Source organism: Yoonia sp. I 8.24 (genome assembly GCF_022096995.1).
Lineage (GTDB): Bacteria > Pseudomonadota > Alphaproteobacteria > Rhodobacterales > Rhodobacteraceae > Yoonia.
The window spans coordinates 86154-107318 of the sequence record NZ_JACXGQ010000003.1 but is presented as its reverse complement, the minus strand read 5'-3'; the positions used below and the strand labels follow the sequence as shown (position 1 = coordinate 107318).

Sequence of the window (21165 nt, the reverse complement as noted above, 5' to 3'; positions counted from 1 at the left end):
CCCACGGGCAGCGGTATGTCTTTTGGTATCCCGCCAACATTTAACCGATCAGAGGTCACCTCATGGACCAGTTCATACTGCAAATCCTTAACGGGCTCGATAAAGGGTCAGCTTACGCGCTTATTGCGCTTGGGCTCACGCTTATTTTTGGGACGCTTGGCGTTGTCAACTTCGCGCATGGCGCGCTCTTCATGCTCGGCTCATTCTGTGCCGTAACTCTTAGCAAATTCTTAAGCCTCAGCCACAAAGTTGTGGATGAGACACGGACCGACTTTTTGGGGAACCCCCTGCAAGTCGATGTCCCCTATGTCCATGATTGGTTCGGTGTCGCCACAGGCGATGCGATTATCGACTGGGCGGTGCCGCTGTCGATCATCTTTGCGATCCCCGTGATGATCGGTATCGGTTTCATCATGGAACGCGGGCTGATTAAGCACTTCTATAAGCGCCCACATGCGGATCAGATCCTTGTGACCTTTGGCCTTGCCATCGTGATCCAAGAGGTCGTCAAATATTACTACGGTGCGAACCCAATCCCAACCCCTGCACCAAGCGCCTTTAAAGGCAGCTATGACTTCGGGGTGTTGCTTGGATTTGACGCAAACGCCATCATCTACCCATACTGGCGTCTCGTTTACTTCTTCTTCTCACTTGTGATCATCGGCGCCGTCTTTGCCTTTTTACGGTTCACCACCTTCGGGATGGTTGTTCGTGCGGGCATGGCCGACCGTGAAACAGTTGGGCTGCTGGGTATCGACATTGATAAGCGGTTTACCATCATGTTTGGTATAGCGGCTGCCGTTGCAGGCCTCGCGGGCGTTATGTACGTCCCGATCAACCCACCAAACTACCATATGGGCATGGACTTTCTGGTGCTAAGCTTTGTGGTTGTTGTTGTTGGCGGCATGGGGTCACTCCCCGGTGCGGTCGCAGCTGGGTTCCTTTTGGGTATTCTCGAAAGCTTCGCCTCAACTGCTTGGGCGGTTAGCAACCTGCCAGGAATCAACCAGGTTATCATCTACCTGGTCGCAATTATCATTCTATTAACACGTCCGCGTGGCCTGATGGGTCGCAAAGGCGTGATGGAGGAATAAGCCAATGCTTGGTCTCGAAAAGAAAGACTTTCGGCTGCTTCTTATTGTCATTGGCCTGACACTATTTGCACCCATCATCCTGAACCCGTTTCCTGCGGGGTCAGAGATGGCCCAGTTTAACGCAGGCTACCCTGATCTGATGCAACGTTTTGTGATCTTTGGTATCTTTGCGATCGGGTTTAACATCCTGTTCGGCTTGACCGGATACCTCTCATTTGGGCACGCTGCTTTCTTGGGTGTGGGTTCATACTCTGCGGTCTGGATGTTCAAGCTGCTCAGCATGAACGTACTTCCAGCGATCGTCCTTAGCGTCATCATCGCGGGTCTGTTCTCGCTGGTCATCGGGTATATCTCGCTGCGTCGTTCTGGGATCTACTTCTCGATCCTGACGTTGGCCTTTGCGCAGATGTCATTTGCGTTAGCCTATTCGGTTCTGACACCAATCACCGGTGGTGAAACGGGTCTGCAACTGGCGCTTGATGATCCACGGATTTTAGGGGCTGCACAAACGGCCAGCGGGAACATCCCGGTCCCTGCCCTGTTCGGGCTTGAAATGCGCGCATCCTACGAGATGACGGTCGGTGCCTGGGCATTCACATTCAACGTTGGCTACTATCTGGCCGCTTTGATCCTCGTGTTGTCTTTCTACATGGCGATCCGGATCTTCCGGTCACCGTTTGGGCTGATGCTACGTGCGATTAAGTCGAACCAAACCCGGATGAGCTATACCGGTCTGAACGCGCGTCCCTATACACTTGCGGCGTTTGTTATCTCTGGCATGTATGCTGGTCTTGCGGGTGGGCTGATGGCCTCTATGGATCCGCTGGCTGGTGCTGAACGGATGCAGTGGACCGCGTCTGGTGAGGTAGTGTTGATGACGATCCTTGGCGGTGCAGGCACGTTGATTGGGCCTGTTCTTGGCGCAGGGATGATCAAATACTTTGAAAACATCTTCTCAAAGATCAACAGCCAAGTGCTGCACGAATGGTTCGGTTTCTTGCCAGATGGGCTCGAAAACTTTGTGGTCACCATCATTTACCCATTCGTGGGCAAAGGCTGGCACCTGACCCTTGGGATCGTGTTCATGCTTGTTGTGATCTTCTTGCCTGGTGGGCTTGTCCAAGGTGGACAGAAAATCGCCGCTGCTTTGCGCCGCAAGAAAACCGATGACGCCAATCCCGGCGCCACCAAACCTGCCGAATAAGGAGAAACGGATATGGGAATCCTTGAAGTCAAAGGCATCAACAAACGGTTTGGTGGCCTGCAAGCGCTCGGTGACGTGAACCTAAGCGTTGAAGAAAACACGGTGCACGCGATCATCGGGCCAAACGGCGCGGGCAAATCCACGCTGCTGAACGTCTTGGTTGGCAAACTGATCCCCGATAGCGGTTCAGTGATGTTTGACGGGCAATCGGTCTTGGGGCGTAAGCCGCATGAGATTAACCAGATGGGGATTAGCCGGGTGTTCCAAACACCCGAAATCTTCACCGATCTAACCGTGTTCGAAAACGTAATGATCCCCTGTTTTGCCAAACGTGATGGTGCATTTCGGATGCATGCGGTGGAAAGCATTTTTGCGGAAAAAGGCATTCGTGCCCAAGCCGAAGAAATGTTGGCCGATGTGAACATGTTGGAAAAACGCGACATGGTGACATCAAGCCTGTCGCGTGGTGACAAACGGCGCCTGGAAATGGCGATGTGTCTGGTCCAAGACCCCAAACTGTTGCTTCTTGATGAACCAACAGCGGGGATGGCGCGGGCCGATACAGAGAACACGATCGCCTTGCTCAAAGAAATCAGGACCAAACGTGGAATCACCATGGCCATTATTGAACACGATATGAACGTTGTGTTCTCTTTGGCCGAACGGATCACTGTTTTGGCGCAGGGCACCCCCCTTGTCGAAGACATCCCGGAAAACATCAAAGGCCACCCAAAAGTGCGCGAAGCCTATCTTGGCGAAGCGCAGGTCTAATCCTTCATCCAGCGGCCAATTTCGTTAGCGGAATTGGCCACCGGCTTTTCTTAAAAGCTTGGCACCCCGGAGAATACCATGAATAAACCTTTCAATAAAAATGCGAACAACGCCGCGACGCACCCAGCATTCCTCAGCGTTTGGGAAATCGAAGCTTACTACGGTGAAAGTTACATCGTGCAAAACGTTAGCTTCAACATCCATGAGGGTGAAATCCTCGCGCTGCTGGGGCGTAACGGCGCTGGCAAGACATCAACGCTGCGCACCATCGCGCGGCTTGATGATCCTGCCCTCACCCACGGCGAAATCTGGCTTGATCATAAGCCACTGCACGAAATGAAAAGCCACCAAGCCGCCGCAGAAGGGATCGCATTGGTTCCCGAGGATCGGCGTATCATCCCTGGCCTGACCGTGGAAGAAAACCTGCAGCTTGCACAAATTGCACCGCCAAAGGGTTGGTCACTGGAACGCATTTACGAATTGTTCCCGCGCCTCGGCGAACGCCGCAAGCAAGAAGGCGTGACGCTTTCTGGTGGTGAACAGCAAATGCTGGCAATCGCGCGTGCGCTTGCCCGCGACATTAAGGTGTTGTTACTTGACGAGCCATACGAGGGTCTGGCCCCCGTCATCGTGCAAGAAATTGCCAAGACGTTGGGCATCATTCGTGATCAGGGCATCACAACCGTGATTGTTGAACAAAACGCTGTCGCCGCGCTGAAGCTCGCGGACCGCGCGGTGATCTTGGACACGGGTACCGTTGTGTTCGACGGCTCTGCCGAAGAAGTTCTTGAGAACGACGAATTGCGGGCACAATACCTCGCAATCTAAGAAAATTCGTCAGATGTTTGAACCAGTTTTCAAGCATCTGACGTGCCTTTGTTAAGTCTTTGGTAATCTCCAGGCGCGATTCTATGCGCAAGCCGTTTTGGCAAATGCGAGGTCACTGCTATGGACATTACCCCACTCAATACCCCAAAAACTGTCGCGACAGTCGCCCCTGTCACGCCAATCCCGCAGCCCGTCGATACAAAGGTTCCGACAATAGCCGCGCTTGAACGGTCGGCAACCACGCTCTCTCAGAAACCGTTTATCGCACCAATCGTGAACGCCAAGTTAGCAGGCACCGGTTTTTCTGAAAAAGAATCCACCCTGCAAGAGCCGGAACGGGTGTTGCGCCCGTATGGCGTGCCGATGCTGCCCTATGATGACGACGACGCGCCGACCAAACCCGCACCTGAAACTGCCGCGCGCGACTTTGCGGTACAGGAGGAGGCAGCGAACGCGCCAGAGGCATCAAAAATCGCGTAACATAGCATTTTCAAATTGCTACGCTTCCCCCCCCGGCTGGCTTGCCCTATAAGAACCCTTACGCATTGTGACGTAACGTCGCAAAACCCAGCGAATTAAGGGCAACGGCCGAGGAAACGATGAGCAAACAAACCTCTCACGACAGCGATGTCAGCTTTATTCAGGCTCTTGCAGAGCTATTACGCGAAAACGATTTGACCGAATTGCAGGTTAAACGCGATTATGGTGAAAACGATAGTTTGAATGTGCGCGTCAGCCGCCAGACCCAAACAGTTGTGCAGGCCGCAGTCGCAGCGCCCGCACCAGCACTGGCCGCAGCTACAACCGTTGCCCCAGCCGCCGTTTCAGCACCAGAACCTTCAGCTGATCCAGCAAGCCACCCCGGCGCAGTGACATCGCCTATGGTTGGGACCGTCTACATGGCCGCTGAGCCCGGAGCCGCCCCGTTTGCCGCCGTCGGCGCAACAGTCAACGAAGGCGATACATTGCTCATCATCGAAGCGATGAAAACAATGAACCACATCCCCGCGCCACGCTCTGGCACGATCAAACGTATCTTGGTCGAAGACGGCGGCGCCGTCGAATTTGGCGCCCCTCTTGTGATAATCGAATAGGGGCCGCCCATGTTCGACAAAATCCTTATTGCCAACCGCGGTGAAATTGCACTGCGCGTCGTGCGCGCGTGCCGCGAAATGGGCGTGAAATCCGTCGCGGTGCATTCCACAGCCGATTCCGACGCAATGCATGTGCGCATGGCGGATGAAGCCATCTGCATCGGCCCCCCATCATCGGCACAAAGTTACCTGTCGTTCCCGGCGATCATTTCCGCCTGTGAAATCACGGGGGCGCAAGCGATCCATCCCGGCTATGGGTTCCTGTCAGAAAATGCCGCCTTTGTGCAGGCGCTCGAAGATCACGGGTTGACCTTTATTGGCCCGACAGCCGAACACATCCGCACCATGGGTGATAAAATCACCGCTAAGGACACGATGAAGGCGCTTGGCGTTCCTTGCGTGCCCGGTTCTGATGGCGGTGTGCCTACGCTGGAAGACGCGCAGCGCATCGGCGCTGAAATCGGCTATCCGGTCATCATCAAGGCCACAGCCGGTGGCGGCGGGCGCGGCATGAAAGTGGCGCAAACAGCCGCTGACATGGAGCAGGCATTTCATTCAGCGCGTGCTGAGGGCAAAGCTGCCTTTGGCAACGATGAAGTCTATATTGAAAAATATCTGACCACACCGCGCCATATTGAAATCCAAGTCTTTGGTGATGGCAAAGGCAACGCGGTGCATTTGGGCGAACGTGATTGTTCTTTGCAACGGCGCCACCAAAAGGTGCTCGAAGAAGCCCCCGGCCCCTGCATCACCCCAGAGCTACGTGCCAAAATCGGTAAAGTCTGTGCCGATGCTGTCGCCAAGATCAACTATATCGGCGCGGGGACCATCGAATTTCTTTTTGAGAACGATGAGTTCTATTTCATAGAGATGAACACGCGTTTGCAGGTCGAACACCCGGTGACAGAGGCCATCTTTGGCGTCGATCTCGTCCGTGAGCAACTTCAAGTGGCGTCTGGCCTGCCGATGTCCTTCACCCAAGATGATTTGGACATCAATGGTCACTCTATTGAGGTGCGGATCAACGCGGAAAAACTTCCGAACTTTGCGCCATGCCCCGGCACGATCACGCAATACCATGCCCCCGGTGGGCTGGGTGTGCGGATGGATAGCGCGCTTTATGACGGCTACCGTATTCCGCCCTATTACGACAGTTTGATCGGCAAATTGATCGTGCATGGCCGCGATCGCCCCGAAGCTTTGGCGCGGCTTGCCCGTGCCTTGGGCGAACTGATTGTCGATGGGGTGGACACAACAGTGCCCCTGTTCCATGCGCTATTGGCCGAAGAGGCGGTGCAGACCGGAGAATATAACATTCACTGGCTCGAGCATTGGCTCGAAGAAAACCTTAACGGCTAGATTGAAAACGCGGTCTGCAATGCGGGCCGCGTTTTTCGTGGTAGACTGATGCAAGAGTTATCCGCAGAATTATTGCTATCGGCCTATGCCCAAGGCGTGTTTCCCATGTCCGAAAGCCGGGATGATCCGGCGCTGTTTTGGGTCGACCCCAAAATGCGGGGGGTGCTACCACTTGATGGGTTTCGGATCTCACGCAGCCTTGCGAAAACGCTGCGCCGGGGCACTTTTGAAGTCAGTTTTGACACTGCATTTACCGAAGTGGTCCAAGGCTGCGCCGACCGTGACGAGACATGGATCAACGATACGATCTTTGATCTTTATACGACCCTGCACGCACAAGGCCATGCGCATTCGGTCGAGGTCTGGCAAGATAGCGTGCTTGTTGGCGGAGCGTATGGCGTCGCACTTGGCGCTGCTTTTTTTGGGGAAAGCATGTTCAGCCATGCCACAGATGCGTCCAAAGTTGCACTTGCCTATTTGGTTGACCGGTTGCGCACGGGTGGGTTCACGCTGTGCGACACCCAGTTCATCACCGAACATCTTGCCAGCCTTGGCGCGGTAGAGATCACCCGCGCAGCGTATCATGCGCAGCTTGCCAATGCGCTGACACATCCGGCGTCGTTTAGTTCATTTGATAAAGTTCCACCCGCTCAGGACGTGATACAGCGTAACGCCCAGACGTCGTAACGCTGGTGGTCCATTGCGTTCAGCGCAGGCGAAGAGGCAATCATCCACCCCAAAAACACTGGTTCCGCATCTGTACGGTAGCGGATTTCGAGACTGATAAATGCATCCCCCGCAGGGTTTTCTACAGGGTAGCGGCATTCGTTGAGGGTGACCTGCAAGAACCCAAGGCCCCCCGTTTCCCCTGATTGTAATGTCAGATCGACATGGTCGCCTGTCAGTTTGTCCAACACGCGGACAACGCCCGCGCTGGCCGTGACTGCGACCTCACTGTTTTGAGTTTGCACGGGTGCAAGTGTTTCAGCCTCCGCGTCTTCGTCCTGCAAGAGACCAGAAAGGTCGAGCCCATCATCCTGCGCAAGCACAGCCGCTGGCGTCGACAACGCCGCCAACAATGTAAATGAAAGGAGCTTCCACATGATGCAAACGCCCTATTCTGGCGTCCACGCCTCGTAATCGCTGCGATCCGCGGGGGCCGCTTTGCGGATAGACCCTGCGGGCGCATAGGCCGCAGCGGTGCCTGTCAGGTTTTCCTGATGCGGCTGTTCCCATGGCTTATGCACGATCTCCACCTCGGTTGGGGCGTCGTCCCATGTGTGGTGCAGCCAGCCGTGCCATTCTGGGGCTACGCGCGATGCTTCGTTTTCGCCGTTATAGATCACCCAACGGCGGCTATCGTCAGCGTTGCGATAAAAGATATTGCCCTGCGCGTCTTCGCCGACTTTGGTGCCATTGCGATTGGACCAAATCTGCGTGCCAAAAGACTGACCGTCCCACCAGGTAAAGATGCGTTTGATATTATGACCCAGGCTCATGTCACGTCTCCGTTTGCGTTACCCTTCCATGCCTGATTTTGGCGGAAAGGTCTAGTCTGCTTTGAGCGCCGCGCGATATGCGGTCAGCTCAATCTCAATCTTGTATTTCGGATCGACAAGCGCGCATGAAATCATCGTGGCTGCGGGCGGATTGGCGCCAAATGTCTGCGCCAGAACCGGCCAACAGGCCGAAAACTCATCGGGTTTCGGGACCATATAAGTCACACGCACAGCGTCGGCGAAACTTGCTCCAGCGGTCGTCAGCGCGTCTTCGATCACAGCAAGTGCTGCACGGCATTGCGCGACAATGTCAGGTGCTACATCATCGCCGGGAGCCACGGTGCCTGCCACATGCACCCACCCATCGGCGACAACCGCGCGGCAATATCCGACTTTATCTTCGAAAATGCCGCCCGATCTGATCCGTTTCATCTAACTAGCTGGCCGATGCTGTTTCTTTGGCTTTCTTGCCCTCGTCGTGGATCATCAGCGGGGCCACATCGGATGTGACCGCCTCTTCGTTCACGACAACCTCGGTCACAGTGTCCATGCCGGGCAAATCAAACATCGTATCAAGCAAGATGTCTTCCATGATCGACCGCAGACCACGGGCACCTGTTTTGCGTTCAATAGCGCGCGCTGCAATCGCGGAAAGCGCGTCATCCGTAAACGTCAGCTTGGTGTCTTCAAGTTCAAACAGGCGCTGGTATTGTTTGACCAATGCGTTCTTAGGCTGAGTCAGAATGATGATCAGCGCGTCCGCGTCGAGATCGGTCAGCGTCGCGATCACAGGCAAACGGCCCACAAATTCAGGAATCAGACCAAATTTCAACAAATCTTCGGGTTCGAGATCTTGGAACACCTCGCCGACACCGCGCACATCAACGTCTTGCACATCCGCACCAAAGCCCATGCTGGTGCCTTTACCGCGCTGCGCGATGATCTTGTCGAGCCCGGCAAACGCGCCGCCACAGATGAACAGGATGTTGGTCGTGTCAACCTGAAGGAATTCCTGCTGCGGGTGCTTCCGCCCCCCTTGTGGTGGGACAGAGGCAACTGTGCCTTCCATGATTTTCAAAAGCGCCTGCTGCACCCCCTCACCCGAAACATCACGGGTGATCGATGGGTTGTCAGACTTGCGGGTAATCTTATCAACTTCGTCAATATAAACGATGCCGCGCTGCGCACGTTCCACGTTATATTCAGAGGCCTGCAGCAGCTTTAGGATAATGTTTTCAACGTCTTCACCGACATAACCTGCTTCGGTCAATGTGGTGGCATCTGCCATGGTAAACGGCACATCCAAAATCCGCGCCAAAGTCTGTGCTAGCAACGTCTTACCACAGCCCGTTGGGCCGATCAGCATGATGTTGGATTTCGCCAGCTCAATATCGGATTTATCAGCGTGGTTCAGGCGCTTGTAGTGGTTATGCACCGCCACCGACAGCACGCGCTTGGCATGCATTTGGCCGATGACATAATCATCCAGAACCGTACAAATCTCAGTTGGGGTTGGAACACCATCGCCAGCCTTAAGCCCTGCGGTTTTGGTTTCCTCGCGGATAATATCCATACATAATTCAACACATTCATCGCAGATGAATACTGTTGGGCCCGCAATCAGCTTGCGCACCTCATGTTGGCTTTTGCCACAGAAGCTACAGTAAAGCGTGTTTTTGCTGTCGTTTCCGGTCGTTGTCGCCATCTCAAACCCCTTGGCCTATTGGCCCGTCAAACATAAAGTCGGGCTGCCCTATCGCAAGTTTAGGGCAGCCCGGCAAGGTCCACAATGTCAAAATGTCCCGGAATGGGTCACGTTTGCATTGTGCTTAATCTTCAGCTTTTTCGCGGTTCTCGACGATTTCATCAATCAAGCCCCAATCTTTCGCCTCTTCAGGCGACATAAAGTTGTCGCGCTCAAGGCCAGCTTCGACTTTTTTCAGCGTGTTTCCGGTGTGTTTGACGTAGATTTCGTTCAACCGTGTTTTCAGCTTTTGGGTTTCAGCCGCGTGGATCATGATGTCCGTTGCTTGGCCTTGGTACCCGCCTGATGGCTGGTGAACCATCACACGGCTATTGGGCAAAGAGAATCGCATGCCCTGATACCCGGCCGTCAGCAAAAGCGATCCCATTGACGCCGCCTGCCCGATCACCAGCGTGCTAACCTTGGGTTTGATGTATTGCATCGTATCATAAATCGACAGGCCGGATGTCACAACGCCACCGGGGCTGTTGATATACATGCTGATTTCTTTTTTCGGGTTTTCCGATTCAAGGTGCAACAGCTGCGCCACGATCAACTGGCTCATGCCGTCATGCACGGGGCCATTCACAAAAATGATCCGTTCTTTCAGCAGGCGCGAAAAAATATCATAGGCGCGTTCACCCCGGGCGGTCTGTTCAACGACCATTGGGACAAGGTTCATGTAGGTCTCGACGGGGTCTTGCATATGTAGTGCCTCACTCTTGGACAGCTCTGTCCTAATTCAAAAGTCCTGACAGAGTCTTAGTGACACGCGACAGGGGCTTCAAGGGTTGCACGAAACGTTTGACGAATCGTAAGCAATGACTTACCGTAAGTCATGACCTACCAACATGCAATCACCGCCCTCGCCGACCCCACCCGCCGTGTCATTATCGACCGCCTGCGCGCGGGCCCATTGGCTGTCGGTGCCATCGCAAACGGCATGGAGATTAGCCGCCCTGCTGTCAGCCAACATCTGCGTGTACTATCAGATGCGGGGCTCTTGACGGTCACGCCATCGGGAAACCGCAGGCTTTATGCGATCGCCCCTGACGGCGTCGACGCATTGCGCAAATATCTGGATAGCTTGTGGGATGATGCGCTCAGCGCTTTTGCCCGCGCGGCCCACGAAAAAGCAAAAGGACAATAAATGAACGATCCAATCCACAAAATCGTCAATGTGCCATTGAACCCCGGTGAAGCCTTTGCCCTTTTCACCGATGGAATCGACAGCTGGTGGCCCGGTGGGACCCATTCCGTATCCGCCAGCGACGGCAAAACCCCGCGTCAAATCGAGATTGAACCGCACAAAGGCGGCAGGATTATTGAAACCAAACAGACCGGCGAAACCTGCATCTGGGGCGAAATCATCGCCTATGATCCCGGCGCGTATCTGTCGTTCACGTGGCACCCGGGCAAAACCGAAGCCGAAGCGACAGTGGTCTCTGTCAACTTCAAAAGCACCAATGACGGCACCCAAGTCGACCTCAGCCACGGCGGCTTCGACATCCTCGGCCCGCTCGCCGATGCGGTCAGCACCAGCTATGTGACGGGTTGGGATATGGTACTGGGGTGTTTTTGTGGGGCGGTGAAAGTGATCGCATGAGCGGTGCCTTCTTCGCTAAATAAGTGTGGAACGCCACCTTTAAACCAGAATTAGCTGCACTCACCAACAGGAACAGCGCTTCGCAGGACACGGTTTTGGGTCGATAGCCCGCCACCGGGTTTCAGCGCCGTTCCCGGGCCTGAAACTACTATACGGTACTGGCAACCGGCTGTTAGGAGGTCATACAGCTCTTCCCTATTGGGGCCGACCCAAGGAATCCAAGTAGTCTCAGGCAATTCAAAACTGCCGTGATCAGAAACAACGAGGCCGCAATAGTAGAGCCATGAAGACCCTGCCGACGGCCCGCTCGACCTATGACGCCTTGGCCCCAGAAACCTCCGATCAGATCTGCATGATCGCGCCACATCATTGGACAAGATCGTTACCGTTTCGGTTTGCCGTATCACCACATTTGGCAAAATTATCACGCCTGCAAGAAGAAGACCAAGAAATGCAAGACTACGCACCAAACGTTTTTGCTGGGTCAATTGCTCTCTATTGGGAATCATCACCTAACAAACCTAAATTCTATCGACCCAATCGTTGCCGCCCATTTCCAAACTGTGCGTGGCCTACCAAAGTAAGGAAAGGGCACAACATTACGATAGAAGCCCGAACGATCACCCCACATGAAACAACGTGCCGAACAGTTTCGGGTCAAGGCTTTCGCTGGCAAATGTTTCGCCTTCGGTCAGCACGGATACCGCGTCATGGCTGTGCAGGCTTTCTTGGTGGCTGGCGATTACCCGGAAATCTGTAATCCGCGCGTCCGCTTGCATACTTTCGGTAAACAGGCGCACCGCATCTTCGACAAATATCGGATTGGCGGCGTTGAGTTCGGCAAAGGCTTGTTCGTCCTCGCGCTTGACCATCACTTGTGTCTCTGTCGGGACGGCGGCGCGCGCCGCCTCGATCAGGTCCTCGAACCAAAGACAATCGCTTTCAGGCGCGAGCAACACCGAAATCCGCGCCACGGATCGCTGCGAATGCGGCGTGGCCAACTGTCCCCGGAACTGGCGTGCATGTTCGGACAATTCAAGCGAACACGGACAAGTCGACGAATAGACATAATCGAGATGCATGATCTTTTTACGCACCCCACCGGTTTCCACCAATTCAAGCGCAATGTCGTAATATTGATAGCCTGACAGCCCAGACCGCAGGCTTTCTACCTGCATTGGAAAGGAAAAACGCATTTGGATACGTGCGTCAAAACTATCCAGATCAGCTTTATAGGCGTCTAACGCGCGTTCTATCACCTCAAAGCTAAAGGTCTCTTGGGCGTGTTTATAGAAAGTACGCATGATCCGGGACATATTGATACCCTTCTTTTCCGCGTCTAGCGATACGGTCCCTGTGACTGACGTTTCCAACGTCAGATCACCACCGTCGCGGACTTGGAACCGGATCGGCAAGCGAAAATTCGAAATTCCAACATGTTGGATTTGCTGCTTGGCCCCTTTGATCAGGCTCGATGGGCCGTTTTGCAAATCGGGCATTGTCGCACGGTAGCTTTCATCCACCTCAAACGCATCCGGGTAGGCGCGCGCAAGGGCCGGGTAGTTTGACACCTCTTGCCCCGGGATCAGACGCGACACCAGCGGATCAAGCGTAGCAACCTCTTCGGCGGTCACGTCCGCAGCCCAGCGGCGCAACACTGCCAATGCCGCTTCGGCCTCGTGGCGGGTTGGCATCTCAGCCATATCAGGCAGGTGTACATTCATTTCAGACTCTCCTTGTGCGGATGTCGCGCCGGGAAGTGCCGGTGCGCCCCCACTCTTGTTGACCATCTCTTGAAAGATACGCAGCACATCTAAATTCGGATCAGTCATGGGTTCGCCCTATTCGCATATCGCGTGTTCAGCACCGACCATAACACAGCATTCGTGTGACAACAGCAGCACTTCGCCTTAGCGCAGTTTGCGCCGAATGCAGGCAAAGGGGCGCAGCGGTCGGCGCGCCCCCTGTCCTAGTCTGCGGCCTCTGGTCAGCCTGCAATCGCGGCGCGCAAATCCCCCAACAGATCATCTGCATCTTCAAGCCCGATGCTTAGCCGGATCAGGCCCGGAGTGATGCCCAGATCGGCTTTGACCTCATCGGATAGCCGCTGATGCGTCGTGGTCGCCGGATGGGTGCTGATTGATTTGGCGTCGCCAAGGTTGTTCGAGATCGTGAATATCTCAAGCTTATTAAGCAGCGCAAAAGCCGCGTCTTTGCTGCCTGCGTCAATGGACAGCACCGTGCTGCCGGACCCCATTTGCGCCTGCGCCAGCGCGTTTTGTGCGTGACTGGCCAAACCGGGGTAGATCACATTGGTCAGATTGCCGTCAGCCTCAAGCGCGGTTGCGATCTTTAGTGCCGCATCCGCTTGTGCACGCACACGCAGTTCCAAGGTTTCCAGCCCCTTAACCATCAGCCACGCCGTAAAGGGCGACATGGAGCCGCCTGTATGCTTCATGTAGGGTTCAAGCGTGCCGCGAATGAATTCTTTGGTGCTGAGGATCACGCCACCCAAGGCACGCCCCTGCCCGTCGATGTGCTTGGTCGCCGAATAGACCACCACATCGGCGCCTTGCGCAATCGCGTCAGAGAATACCGGCGTCGCAAAGACGTTATCGATAACGACTTTGGCACCAACGGCATGGGCCAGCCCGGCGACGGCTTTGATATCAACGACTTCGAGCGTGGGGTTGGATACGCTTTCGAAGAACACAGCCTTTGTATCCGGGCGGATCGCGCTTTCCCAAGCGGCCAAATCGCAGCCGTCAACAAATGTGACCTCTACCCCGTAGCGTGTCAAAATTTCTTCAAGAATATAAAGGCATGACCCGAACAGTGCCTTGGCAGACACCACATGGTCGCCTGCGCGCAGCATCGACATGAGCGCGCCATTCACAGCCGCCATACCGGAGGCGGTCGCAAAGGCGTCTTCGGCCCCTTCAAGCGCCGCGATCCGCTCTTCGAACATCGCAACCGTCGGATTGCCATAGCGCGCATAAATAAATTCGTCATCGCCCAAGGCGACAAAGCGCGCTTCGGCATCTTCTGCAGTGTCATAAACAAAGCCTTGGGTCATGAAAATGGCTTCGCTGACTTCACCGTATTGGCTGCGCCGTGTGCCCGCATGTACTGCTTTGGTCCGTTTGCTCCAAGTCGTCATCATCATATCCTCGCGCATATGCGCATTAAAAAACCCCGACACCGGCAAAGGTATCGGGGGCATAAACCCGCAATCCCCTTTTAGCAGAATATTTAACGTGGCCCGCAATCCGGTAACAAATCGCCACAGCGACTGCATAGGCCCCGCACCCGCACAGGTCAAGAAGCGGATCGTTACACAATCGTATTCGCGCCGTCATATAGCTGTAAAAATTATACAGCAAAGCTGGGCCTATGTAACATTTGGGTTTGGGTCGAATGCATTTCGCAGTGACACAGGATCAACGACCAACTGACATTGCGGTCAAATCCGCACTTGATCGCCTATCAACAGATGGCCCCGTCGTGATTATGCTGCATGGCTACAAGTACGACCCCGATCTGCCGGAAGCTGACCCTCACCGCCAGCTCTTCTCCTTTGCCCCCCAGCCAACCGGCAAACGTACAACGTCTTTGCCCCGTCAGCTTGGCCTATGTCGTGAAGGGACACTGGCAATCGGATTTGCGTGGCGCGCGCGCGGATCTATATGGCGTGCGCATCGCAATGCCGCGCGTGCCGCAAACGACCTAGGCGTGCTGATCCGCCAGATCAGACAGCTTGCGCCGACACGGCCAATCCATATCGTCGCCCACTCGCTGGGCGCGCGCGTGGCACTTTGTGCGCTCGAACACCTGAACAAGGGCGATGTTGGGCGGGTGATCTTGATTACACCCGCAGCCTTCGAGTGCGAACTACGCAAATCCCAACAGACCCCAGCAGGCCAAACCGCCGAAATCGTCAATGTACGCTCAAAGGCGAATTTTCTGTACGATCTGTTGCTCTGGCTCGCGCTGCCGCACTGGGGGCGCACCATGTCTTTCGGGCGGCTACGTTACCAAAATTTGCTCGATATGGTCATCGACCACGATGCGACATTGACAGGACTGGAAACCGCCGGTTTTGAAATGACGCGCCCCAACGTGCGTATTTGCCATTGGTCGGGCTACCTACGTCACGACGTCTGCGCCGTCTACCAAGCACTTTTGCAGCGCCCACATGCGACGCCCCTGCCTTACTTGCAAGCGCTCATTGACGCGAAGCCGCAAAGACTGGCGCGCCGCCACTTGGGCGAGGCAACGATTCCTTAATTACAATGGGCTAGATTAAGACAACCTCCCTGTCTTAGGTGCCCCAATGCAACATCGCGCCCATCGCTACCGCACAGAATTTCCCGTGGAAATGCGCACGCCCGTCGGCGTCGTGCAAGGTCGGATCGCGGACGTAAACAATGACGGCGCGCGGATCGAACGTGTGCGGCCGATGCACCGCGGCAGCAAGGTATCGTTTAGCGTGCTGGGTCGCCCGGTGAATGCCATCGTTGTCTGGGCCGCAAGCGACCAGATCGGGATCATCTTTCGCCCAAGGCTGCACGACGATATCGTGGACACGATGCGCTATCGCCGCGATGGGCGGGTTGGTGCGCACCGCAGCGCTGTCGGCTTTGTTGAAATGCGCTAGTCTTGCGCGTCTTCGGGTTCAACAATCAGGTACTTTTGTAGCCCGATGATCTGCACCCAAATGAACAAAAATAGCGCGACGGGGAAGGCAAATGTTTCCAGTTTTACCCAAAGATCAGTGGATTGGGTGCGCCAAATGACTTCGTTTGCGACGGCCAGCGCGATGAACATGCCTGTCACGCGCTTGGTAAAAATCATCCAACCTTCGCGTTCCATCGGCAGAAATTCTTCCATGACATATTGCAAATAACTTTGGCCACGCAGCAACCCGACACCCAAAATCCCAGCCATAAACCCGTAAACAATGGTCGTCTTCATCTTAAAGAAACGTTCATCATTGAAATAAGCGGTCAACCCGCCAAAGAAGATGACCATAAAGGCCGTAAATACCTGCATCCGGCTCAGCTTGCCAGTTTGGTGCCAAAGAAGGGCCATCGCGACCAAAAGTATCGGAATGAACACCAACGCGGCCACGATAAAGCCAGAATATTCGGTCCCACCAAAAAGATAGGTCTCGTCCTTGATCTTCACGTAGATCAAAAAAAACGCAAGCGTCGGCCCTAGTTCAAGAACTTGCTTTAAGATTGGGTTGATCTGTTTTTCGGCCATTGGTGTCTCCCTTAGGCTCCCACTTCTACGATCACGGCGCCCAGTGCAACCAGTGCCATCAAAAACAAGCGGCGCGGCCCGACTTTTTCACCCAAGATAAACCATCCGATAAGGGCCGCGAAAACCGTTGATGTTTCGCGCAAGACGGCGGCCTCGCCGACTTTATCAAGCCGCGTCGCCATCATCACCCCGCCAAAACTGATCCAAGCAATCACCGCCCCCGCAAACCCGCGCCACATCAATGGCCCTATATCAATGCGGTCCGTCATCGCGCGGTACCGCAACAGGGCAAGCACGGGCATATCCAGCGATGTGACCAGAAAGAACCATGCTAAAAACGTAAACGGATCAGGTGACTGGCGAATACCGTAGGCATCATAGGTGGTGTAAACGGCCACCAAAACCCCACATAACACCGCCCAAGCCAGCCCTGATTTCAGCGCAGCCAAATCGATGGTTTCTTCTGACAGGTTGCGCAATGCAAGCAATAGAATACCGCCCGACAGGCACGCGACACCCACCCATTGCACTGCGTTAAAATGTTCGCCAAAAAACAATGACGCGGCAAAAACTGTAACCAACGGCCCCGTGCCGCGCACGACCGGGTAGACCACTGTATAGGCCGCCTTTTGATAGGCTTTGGCCATCGTAACCTTATAGGCGAAATGAACAATCACCGCGCCCACAAGGATAATCGCCGTTTTCATATTGGGCAGTGGCACAAGGAAAAACGCAACCGGCGCAGAAAGAACCGCCAACCAGCCGTCAATCGCGCCGCGTGTTAGCCACGGGTCAAACCGCCCCTTTTGCAACGCGCCAAACACCGCATGAGCGAGCGCTGACACCAAGGCGAGAATGGTAGCTAACCGTGCGCCCTCAGGCGTGCCAGCGATCGCGACCAACCATTCGGATAAAGGGTTCAAATGTCGCCCTGTTTCCATTCGAGCGCGATCGACACACCTGACATTGCAATGCCCAGCGCCGACGCGAGGTCAGCATCCCCTGAAATGTCTAAGAAAGGCACAACGGCCTGTATCCAGCCAAACCCGCGTTCAGATGTGATATCTACCAGAAGTTCCCCTTCGCGGTCCGAAACCATCCGCAAAAACGCCTGCCGGGTCGCCGTATCGACCTGAAACCGCGATACATCACGCAAAGCCTCGCCCATGCTCACGCGGTTCACTTCGGATAGGTCGACATCAAGATCATCCAATAGGAATTGGTTGATTGCGGCCTGCCCGTGCAGTTCGGTCATACGCAGCCCCGCAAGGCTTGTCTGCATGCCCGCAACATCGCTGAAATACGCGCCTTGCAACACATAGCTGACGGAAATGCCGCTGCCGTCCTCATGGCGCAGTGTCACGTCTTCAACCACCAGCATGCCCGCTTCCGGCAAATGGCGCACATGGGCTTCGGCATTATAGCGCCGCGCGCCTAGTATCAAACCTTCGAACCGCATCGCGATTGCTGCGGGGATACCTGAGCCATCTAGATATGCGTCGGCGCCCTCAATCTGAAACCCGACCCTAGACACATCGGTGCTGTCCCAACCGTCGTCAGATGTATCAATCGTACACCAGCCGCCCGGCCCAACGCGCACATCACTTGGTAATGGGGCTTCGCCGTTCACCTCGAATGGGGCCATTGCGCCAACAAACATATTCCAGCTATCTTGGCAGGCCTGCGTCGTCATGCGGTCATATGCAAATGCGGGCGATGCGGTTAAGCAAACTGCTGCAATCAGATATTTCATAGTTCGGTACCTACCAAAGCTGCTGAGAATTCTTGCGGATCAAATGGCGCAAGATCGTCGATTTGTTCGCCCACGCCAATCGCGTGAATAGGCAGGCCAAATTGATCCGCCAATGCAACCAGCACCCCGCCTTTGGCGGTGCCATCGAGTTTGGTCATGACCAGCCCCGACACATCCGCCAATTGTTGAAAGACTTTGACCTGTTGTACGGCGTTTTGCCCCGTCGTCGCATCCAATACCAAAAGCGTATTATGCGGCGCGTCGGGGTCTTTTTTACGGATGACCCGCACGATTTTAGCCAGTTCTTCCATCAGGTCAGCGCGGTTTTGCAAACGTCCAGCCGTGTCGATCATCAACAAATCCGCGCCATCGGCTTCGGCTTGTGTCATGGCGTCAAAGGCAAGGCTTGCCGGATCGGACCCTTCGGGCGCTGTCAGCACAGGCACGCCTGCGCGGTCACCCCAAACTTGCAGCTGTTCAACAGCCGCAGCCCGAAACGTATCCCCTGCCGCGATCACAACCTTTTTACCCGCCGCCTGAAACTGGCTGGCGAGTTTCCCGATGGTCGTGGTTTTCCCCGCGCCATTCACCCCAACAACCAGCACGACCTGCGGTTTTTTGGCGTAAAGCGGCATCGGGCGCGCGACGGGGTCCATAATGCGGGTAATCTCATCCACCATCAATTGCTTGATCTCTGGCACGGATAGCTTCTTACCCAACCGCCCCTCGGCCATGTTCGCCGTGACCCGCAGGGCGGTATCAACACCCATATCCGCTGTGATCAACAGCTCTTCGAGTTGTTCGAGCATGTCATCATCAAGCGTACGCCGAGCAACGGTTTCTTCGCCCCCGAACATACGGCCCAATATACCAGACTTTTTAGGCTCTTGGGCGGTTGGCTCGGCAGGGGGCGTGACTGGCGCATTTATTGTCGGCTCTGGTGACTGGGTAATGCTGGCTTCACTGCCCTCGCTCACGATGGCATCTAAGCCCTCGTCAATCTTTGACGATGAACCCGTCAGTCGGTTTTTGAGCTTTTTGAAGAACGACATACGCCCGCGCCTTTGGTAACCTATTGTTATGACCTAATCGCTTGGCGGCTAATTGAAAAGACCCGGTCAGATTTCGTCGCTAAAATGCTGCATTACCAGTTTGATCGGATTTGGGGCAGCCTGCCCCAGACCGCAGATAGACGCATCCGCCATTGTCGTGCAAAGCTCAGCTAGCAATGTCTGATCCCACTGGTCCGCCTGCATCAATTTGACCGCCTTTTCGCAGCCCGCCCGGCAGGGAGTACATTGACCGCAGCTTTCATCCTCAAAGAACCGGAGCATGTTTAGCGCTGCATCGCGTGCGCTATCTTGGTCTGACAATACAACAACTGCGGCTGATCCAATGAACGTTCCGTGCGGCTGTAAGGTATCAAAATCAAGCGGTACGTCATTTAAGGACGCTGGCAAAAGACCCGATGACGGCCCGCCCGGTTGGTAGGCTTTGAACACGTGCCCTTCGATCATCCCCCCTGCGGCTTCGATCACATCAGTGATCGTTGATCCGGCAGGCAAAAGATGTACCCCCGGCGACACCACACGGCCAGACACAGAATAGGATCGCAGCCCAGTGCGCCCATTCTTTGAAACTTTGTTGAGCACCTGCGGCCCGTCGCGGCAGATACGTGCCACCCAATGCAAAGTTTCAATATTGTGTACCAGCGTTGGCCGCCCAAAGATGCCAACCTGCGCCACAAATGGGGGACGGTGGCGTGGAATGCCGCGTTTGCCTTCGATGCTTTCGATCATCGCGCTTTCTTCGCCGCAAATATAGGCCCCCGCGCCACGGCGCAGATCGATATAACCAGGTTCCACGATGCCAGCTTGTTCCAGCGCCGCAATCTCACGGCGTAGAATTTTAAGCACCGCCGGATACTCATCGCGCATATAGATAAAACAGGTCTCAGCTTCGACGGCCCATGCGGCGATTAGCATCCCCTCAAGCATCAGATGCGGTGTCCGTTCCAAATGATACCGGTCTTTGAGCGTCCCCGGTTCGCCCTCGTCACCGTTCACGGCCAAATAACGTGGTCCGGGGTTGGCGCGTACAAAGCCCCATTTTTTGCCCGACGGGAAACCAGCACCACCCAACCCACGCAGGCCAGAGGTTAGCACCTTTTCTTGCACGTCCTCCCAGTTCCCATCCGCGCGCAATGTTTTCAGCGTGTTATATCCCCCCGCAGACACATAATCGGCGTAGGTTTCGTACACGGGCATGTGGGCGTGGGTATTATCATCCTTGATTGCTTGGGCCACCTTAGCGACGGTGGCGTGATCAATATGATGGTGACCGATTTCCAACACAGGCGCCGTATCGCAGCGCCCCATGCAGGGCGCACGCACCACACGCACTTGCGCGGGATCCATCCCATCGGTCAGGGCCGCTTGCAATTGCTGCGCGCCGGCCAATTCACACGATAGGCTATCGCAAACGCGAATAGTCAGCGCGGGCGGAGGAACCTCACCTTCTTTGACCAAATCAAAATGCGCGTAAAAACTGGCGACCTCATAGACTTCGGCCTGCGCTATCCGCAGATCTTCGGCCAAGGCACGCATATGCGCGGCAGATAAGTGGCCATAGGCATCTTGGATCAGATGCAAAAATTCGATCAGGAGATCACGGCGACGCGGTTGATCGCCAAGCAGGTCTTGTACTTGCGCCCAAGCCAGATCATCCAACTGCCGGCCCTTGGGGGTATGACGTCCCTTGCCATTACCCGATTTCCAAACGCCGCTTTGCGTGGTCTGCGTCATGTCACTGCCCCTGATAGATGTCGCGACCATATCCGGCAGTCGCGCCAACGACCATGCAAAAGCGACATTTCGCGGACAATTTCGGAGCCAATAGTTTTCGGCGTGACGCAATTCACTCTGCGTGCTACCGATTGAAAATGACCC

The 21165-nt window shown here is 55.1% G+C and carries 24 protein-coding genes and 1 riboswitch; of the genes, 12 read left to right on the top strand and 12 right to left on the bottom strand.

The annotated features are described in order from the left end of the window. Positions 1-62 precede the first annotated feature (62 nt). The 8 genes from Yoon_RS06310 (at position 63) to aat (ending at position 7037) form a co-directional block, all read left to right on the top strand. Positions 63-1094, top strand: coding sequence for a branched-chain amino acid ABC transporter permease (locus Yoon_RS06310; protein WP_238111187.1), 1032 nt, complete (start codon positions 63-65; stop codon positions 1092-1094). Positions 1095-1098: 4 nt separating this feature from the next. Next, entirely contained in the window at positions 1099-2298 is a 1200-nt protein-coding gene (locus Yoon_RS06305; RefSeq protein ID WP_238111186.1) for a branched-chain amino acid ABC transporter permease, read from the top strand. 12 nt (positions 2299-2310) lie between these two features. Continuing rightward, complete coding sequence (locus Yoon_RS06300; protein WP_238111185.1) at positions 2311-3069, top strand: ABC transporter ATP-binding protein; 759 nt, start codon at positions 2311-2313, stop codon at positions 3067-3069. A 78-nt stretch (positions 3070-3147) separates the two neighbouring features. Beyond that, positions 3148-3897, top strand: coding sequence for an ABC transporter ATP-binding protein (locus tag Yoon_RS06295; protein ID WP_238111184.1), 750 nt, complete (start codon positions 3148-3150; stop codon positions 3895-3897). A gap of 120 nt (positions 3898-4017) precedes the next feature. Continuing rightward, on the top strand, positions 4018-4377 hold the full coding sequence (locus tag Yoon_RS06290) for a hypothetical protein (protein ID WP_238111183.1): 360 nt from the start codon (positions 4018-4020) through the stop codon (positions 4375-4377). A gap of 119 nt (positions 4378-4496) precedes the next feature. Beyond that, positions 4497-4991, top strand: coding sequence for an acetyl-CoA carboxylase biotin carboxyl carrier protein (gene accB, locus Yoon_RS06285; RefSeq protein ID WP_238111182.1), 495 nt, complete (start codon positions 4497-4499; stop codon positions 4989-4991). A 9-nt stretch (positions 4992-5000) separates the two neighbouring features. Further along, a complete protein-coding gene (accC, locus tag Yoon_RS06280; protein ID WP_238111181.1) occupies positions 5001-6350 on the top strand; it encodes an acetyl-CoA carboxylase biotin carboxylase subunit in 1350 nt (449 codons plus the stop codon). A 48-nt stretch (positions 6351-6398) separates the two neighbouring features. Next, positions 6399-7037 (top strand): leucyl/phenylalanyl-tRNA--protein transferase, encoded by a 639-nt coding sequence (aat, locus tag Yoon_RS06275; RefSeq protein WP_238111179.1) that lies wholly within the window; start codon positions 6399-6401, stop codon positions 7035-7037. Here the strand turns inward: aat and Yoon_RS06270 are convergent. The 5 genes from Yoon_RS06270 to Yoon_RS06250 form a co-directional block, all read right to left on the bottom strand. Next, the gene (locus Yoon_RS06270; protein WP_238111177.1) at positions 7001-7453 is read right to left on the bottom strand and encodes a DUF2155 domain-containing protein; all 453 of its coding nucleotides are present in this window, start codon (positions 7451-7453) and stop codon (positions 7001-7003) included. The two genes, aat and Yoon_RS06270, sit on opposite strands and share 37 nt — an antisense overlap. Before the next feature lie 12 nt (positions 7454-7465). Continuing rightward, positions 7466-7849, bottom strand: a complete 384-nt coding sequence (locus Yoon_RS06265; RefSeq protein ID WP_238111175.1) for an NADH:ubiquinone oxidoreductase subunit NDUFA12 — start codon at positions 7847-7849, stop codon at positions 7466-7468. Positions 7850-7900: 51 nt separating this feature from the next. Then, a complete protein-coding gene (locus tag Yoon_RS06260) occupies positions 7901-8281 on the bottom strand; it encodes a Rid family hydrolase (RefSeq protein WP_238111172.1) in 381 nt (126 codons plus the stop codon). A 4-nt stretch (positions 8282-8285) separates the two neighbouring features. Continuing rightward, positions 8286-9554 (bottom strand): ATP-dependent Clp protease ATP-binding subunit ClpX, encoded by a 1269-nt coding sequence (gene clpX, locus Yoon_RS06255; protein WP_113777138.1) that lies wholly within the window; start codon positions 9552-9554, stop codon positions 8286-8288. A gap of 124 nt (positions 9555-9678) precedes the next feature. Continuing rightward, positions 9679-10299, bottom strand: coding sequence for an ATP-dependent Clp protease proteolytic subunit (locus tag Yoon_RS06250; RefSeq protein ID WP_238111167.1), 621 nt, complete (start codon positions 10297-10299; stop codon positions 9679-9681). A gap of 132 nt (positions 10300-10431) precedes the next feature. Here Yoon_RS06250 and Yoon_RS06245 point away from each other — a divergent pair, with 132 nt between their 5' ends. Beyond that, entirely contained in the window at positions 10432-10743 is a 312-nt protein-coding gene (locus tag Yoon_RS06245; RefSeq protein ID WP_238111165.1) for a helix-turn-helix transcriptional regulator, read from the top strand. Next, the gene (locus tag Yoon_RS06240; protein WP_238111163.1) at positions 10744-11199 is read left to right on the top strand and encodes an SRPBCC domain-containing protein; all 456 of its coding nucleotides are present in this window, start codon (positions 10744-10746) and stop codon (positions 11197-11199) included. A 620-nt stretch (positions 11200-11819) separates the two neighbouring features. On the opposite strand, the gene folE2 is transcribed toward Yoon_RS06240, so the two are convergent. Further along, positions 11820-12923: a GTP cyclohydrolase FolE2 gene (folE2, locus tag Yoon_RS06235; protein WP_238111725.1), complete on the bottom strand. Its 1104-nt coding sequence runs from the start codon at positions 12921-12923 to the stop codon at positions 11820-11822. Positions 12924-13186: 263 nt separating this feature from the next. Then, positions 13187-14362: an O-succinylhomoserine sulfhydrylase gene (gene metZ, locus Yoon_RS06230; protein ID WP_238111724.1), complete on the bottom strand. Its 1176-nt coding sequence runs from the start codon at positions 14360-14362 to the stop codon at positions 13187-13189. 56 nt (positions 14363-14418) lie between these two features. After that, positions 14419-14496, bottom strand: a riboswitch (SAM riboswitch). A gap of 132 nt (positions 14497-14628) precedes the next feature. Between metZ and Yoon_RS06225 the strand changes: the two genes are divergently transcribed. Then, a complete protein-coding gene (locus Yoon_RS06225) occupies positions 14629-15486 on the top strand; it encodes an alpha/beta fold hydrolase (protein WP_238111162.1) in 858 nt (285 codons plus the stop codon). Between the two features lie 46 nt (positions 15487-15532). Next, positions 15533-15856, top strand: a complete 324-nt coding sequence (locus Yoon_RS06220; protein ID WP_238111161.1) for a PilZ domain-containing protein — start codon at positions 15533-15535, stop codon at positions 15854-15856. Here the strand turns inward: Yoon_RS06220 and Yoon_RS06215 are convergent. From Yoon_RS06215 to Yoon_RS06195, 5 genes are all read right to left on the bottom strand, one after another. Beyond that, on the bottom strand, positions 15853-16464 hold the full coding sequence (locus Yoon_RS06215; protein ID WP_238111157.1) for an inner membrane-spanning protein YciB: 612 nt from the start codon (positions 16462-16464) through the stop codon (positions 15853-15855). The two genes, Yoon_RS06220 and Yoon_RS06215, sit on opposite strands and share 4 nt — an antisense overlap. Positions 16465-16475: 11 nt before the next feature. Then, positions 16476-17387, bottom strand: a complete 912-nt coding sequence (locus tag Yoon_RS06210) for a DMT family transporter (RefSeq protein ID WP_238111154.1) — start codon at positions 17385-17387, stop codon at positions 16476-16478. After that, positions 17384-18217, bottom strand: coding sequence for a hypothetical protein (locus tag Yoon_RS06205; RefSeq protein ID WP_238111152.1), 834 nt, complete (start codon positions 18215-18217; stop codon positions 17384-17386). The genes Yoon_RS06210 and Yoon_RS06205 overlap by 4 nt, the downstream gene beginning before the upstream one ends. Next, complete coding sequence (gene ftsY, locus Yoon_RS06200) at positions 18214-19269, bottom strand: signal recognition particle-docking protein FtsY (RefSeq protein ID WP_238111151.1); 1056 nt, start codon at positions 19267-19269, stop codon at positions 18214-18216. Before ftsY ends, Yoon_RS06205 begins: the two co-directional genes overlap by 4 nt. Positions 19270-19335: 66 nt before the next feature. Continuing rightward, positions 19336-21021: an NAD(P)H-dependent oxidoreductase subunit E gene (locus Yoon_RS06195; protein WP_238111148.1), complete on the bottom strand. Its 1686-nt coding sequence runs from the start codon at positions 21019-21021 to the stop codon at positions 19336-19338. Positions 21022-21165: the final 144 nt, after the last annotated feature.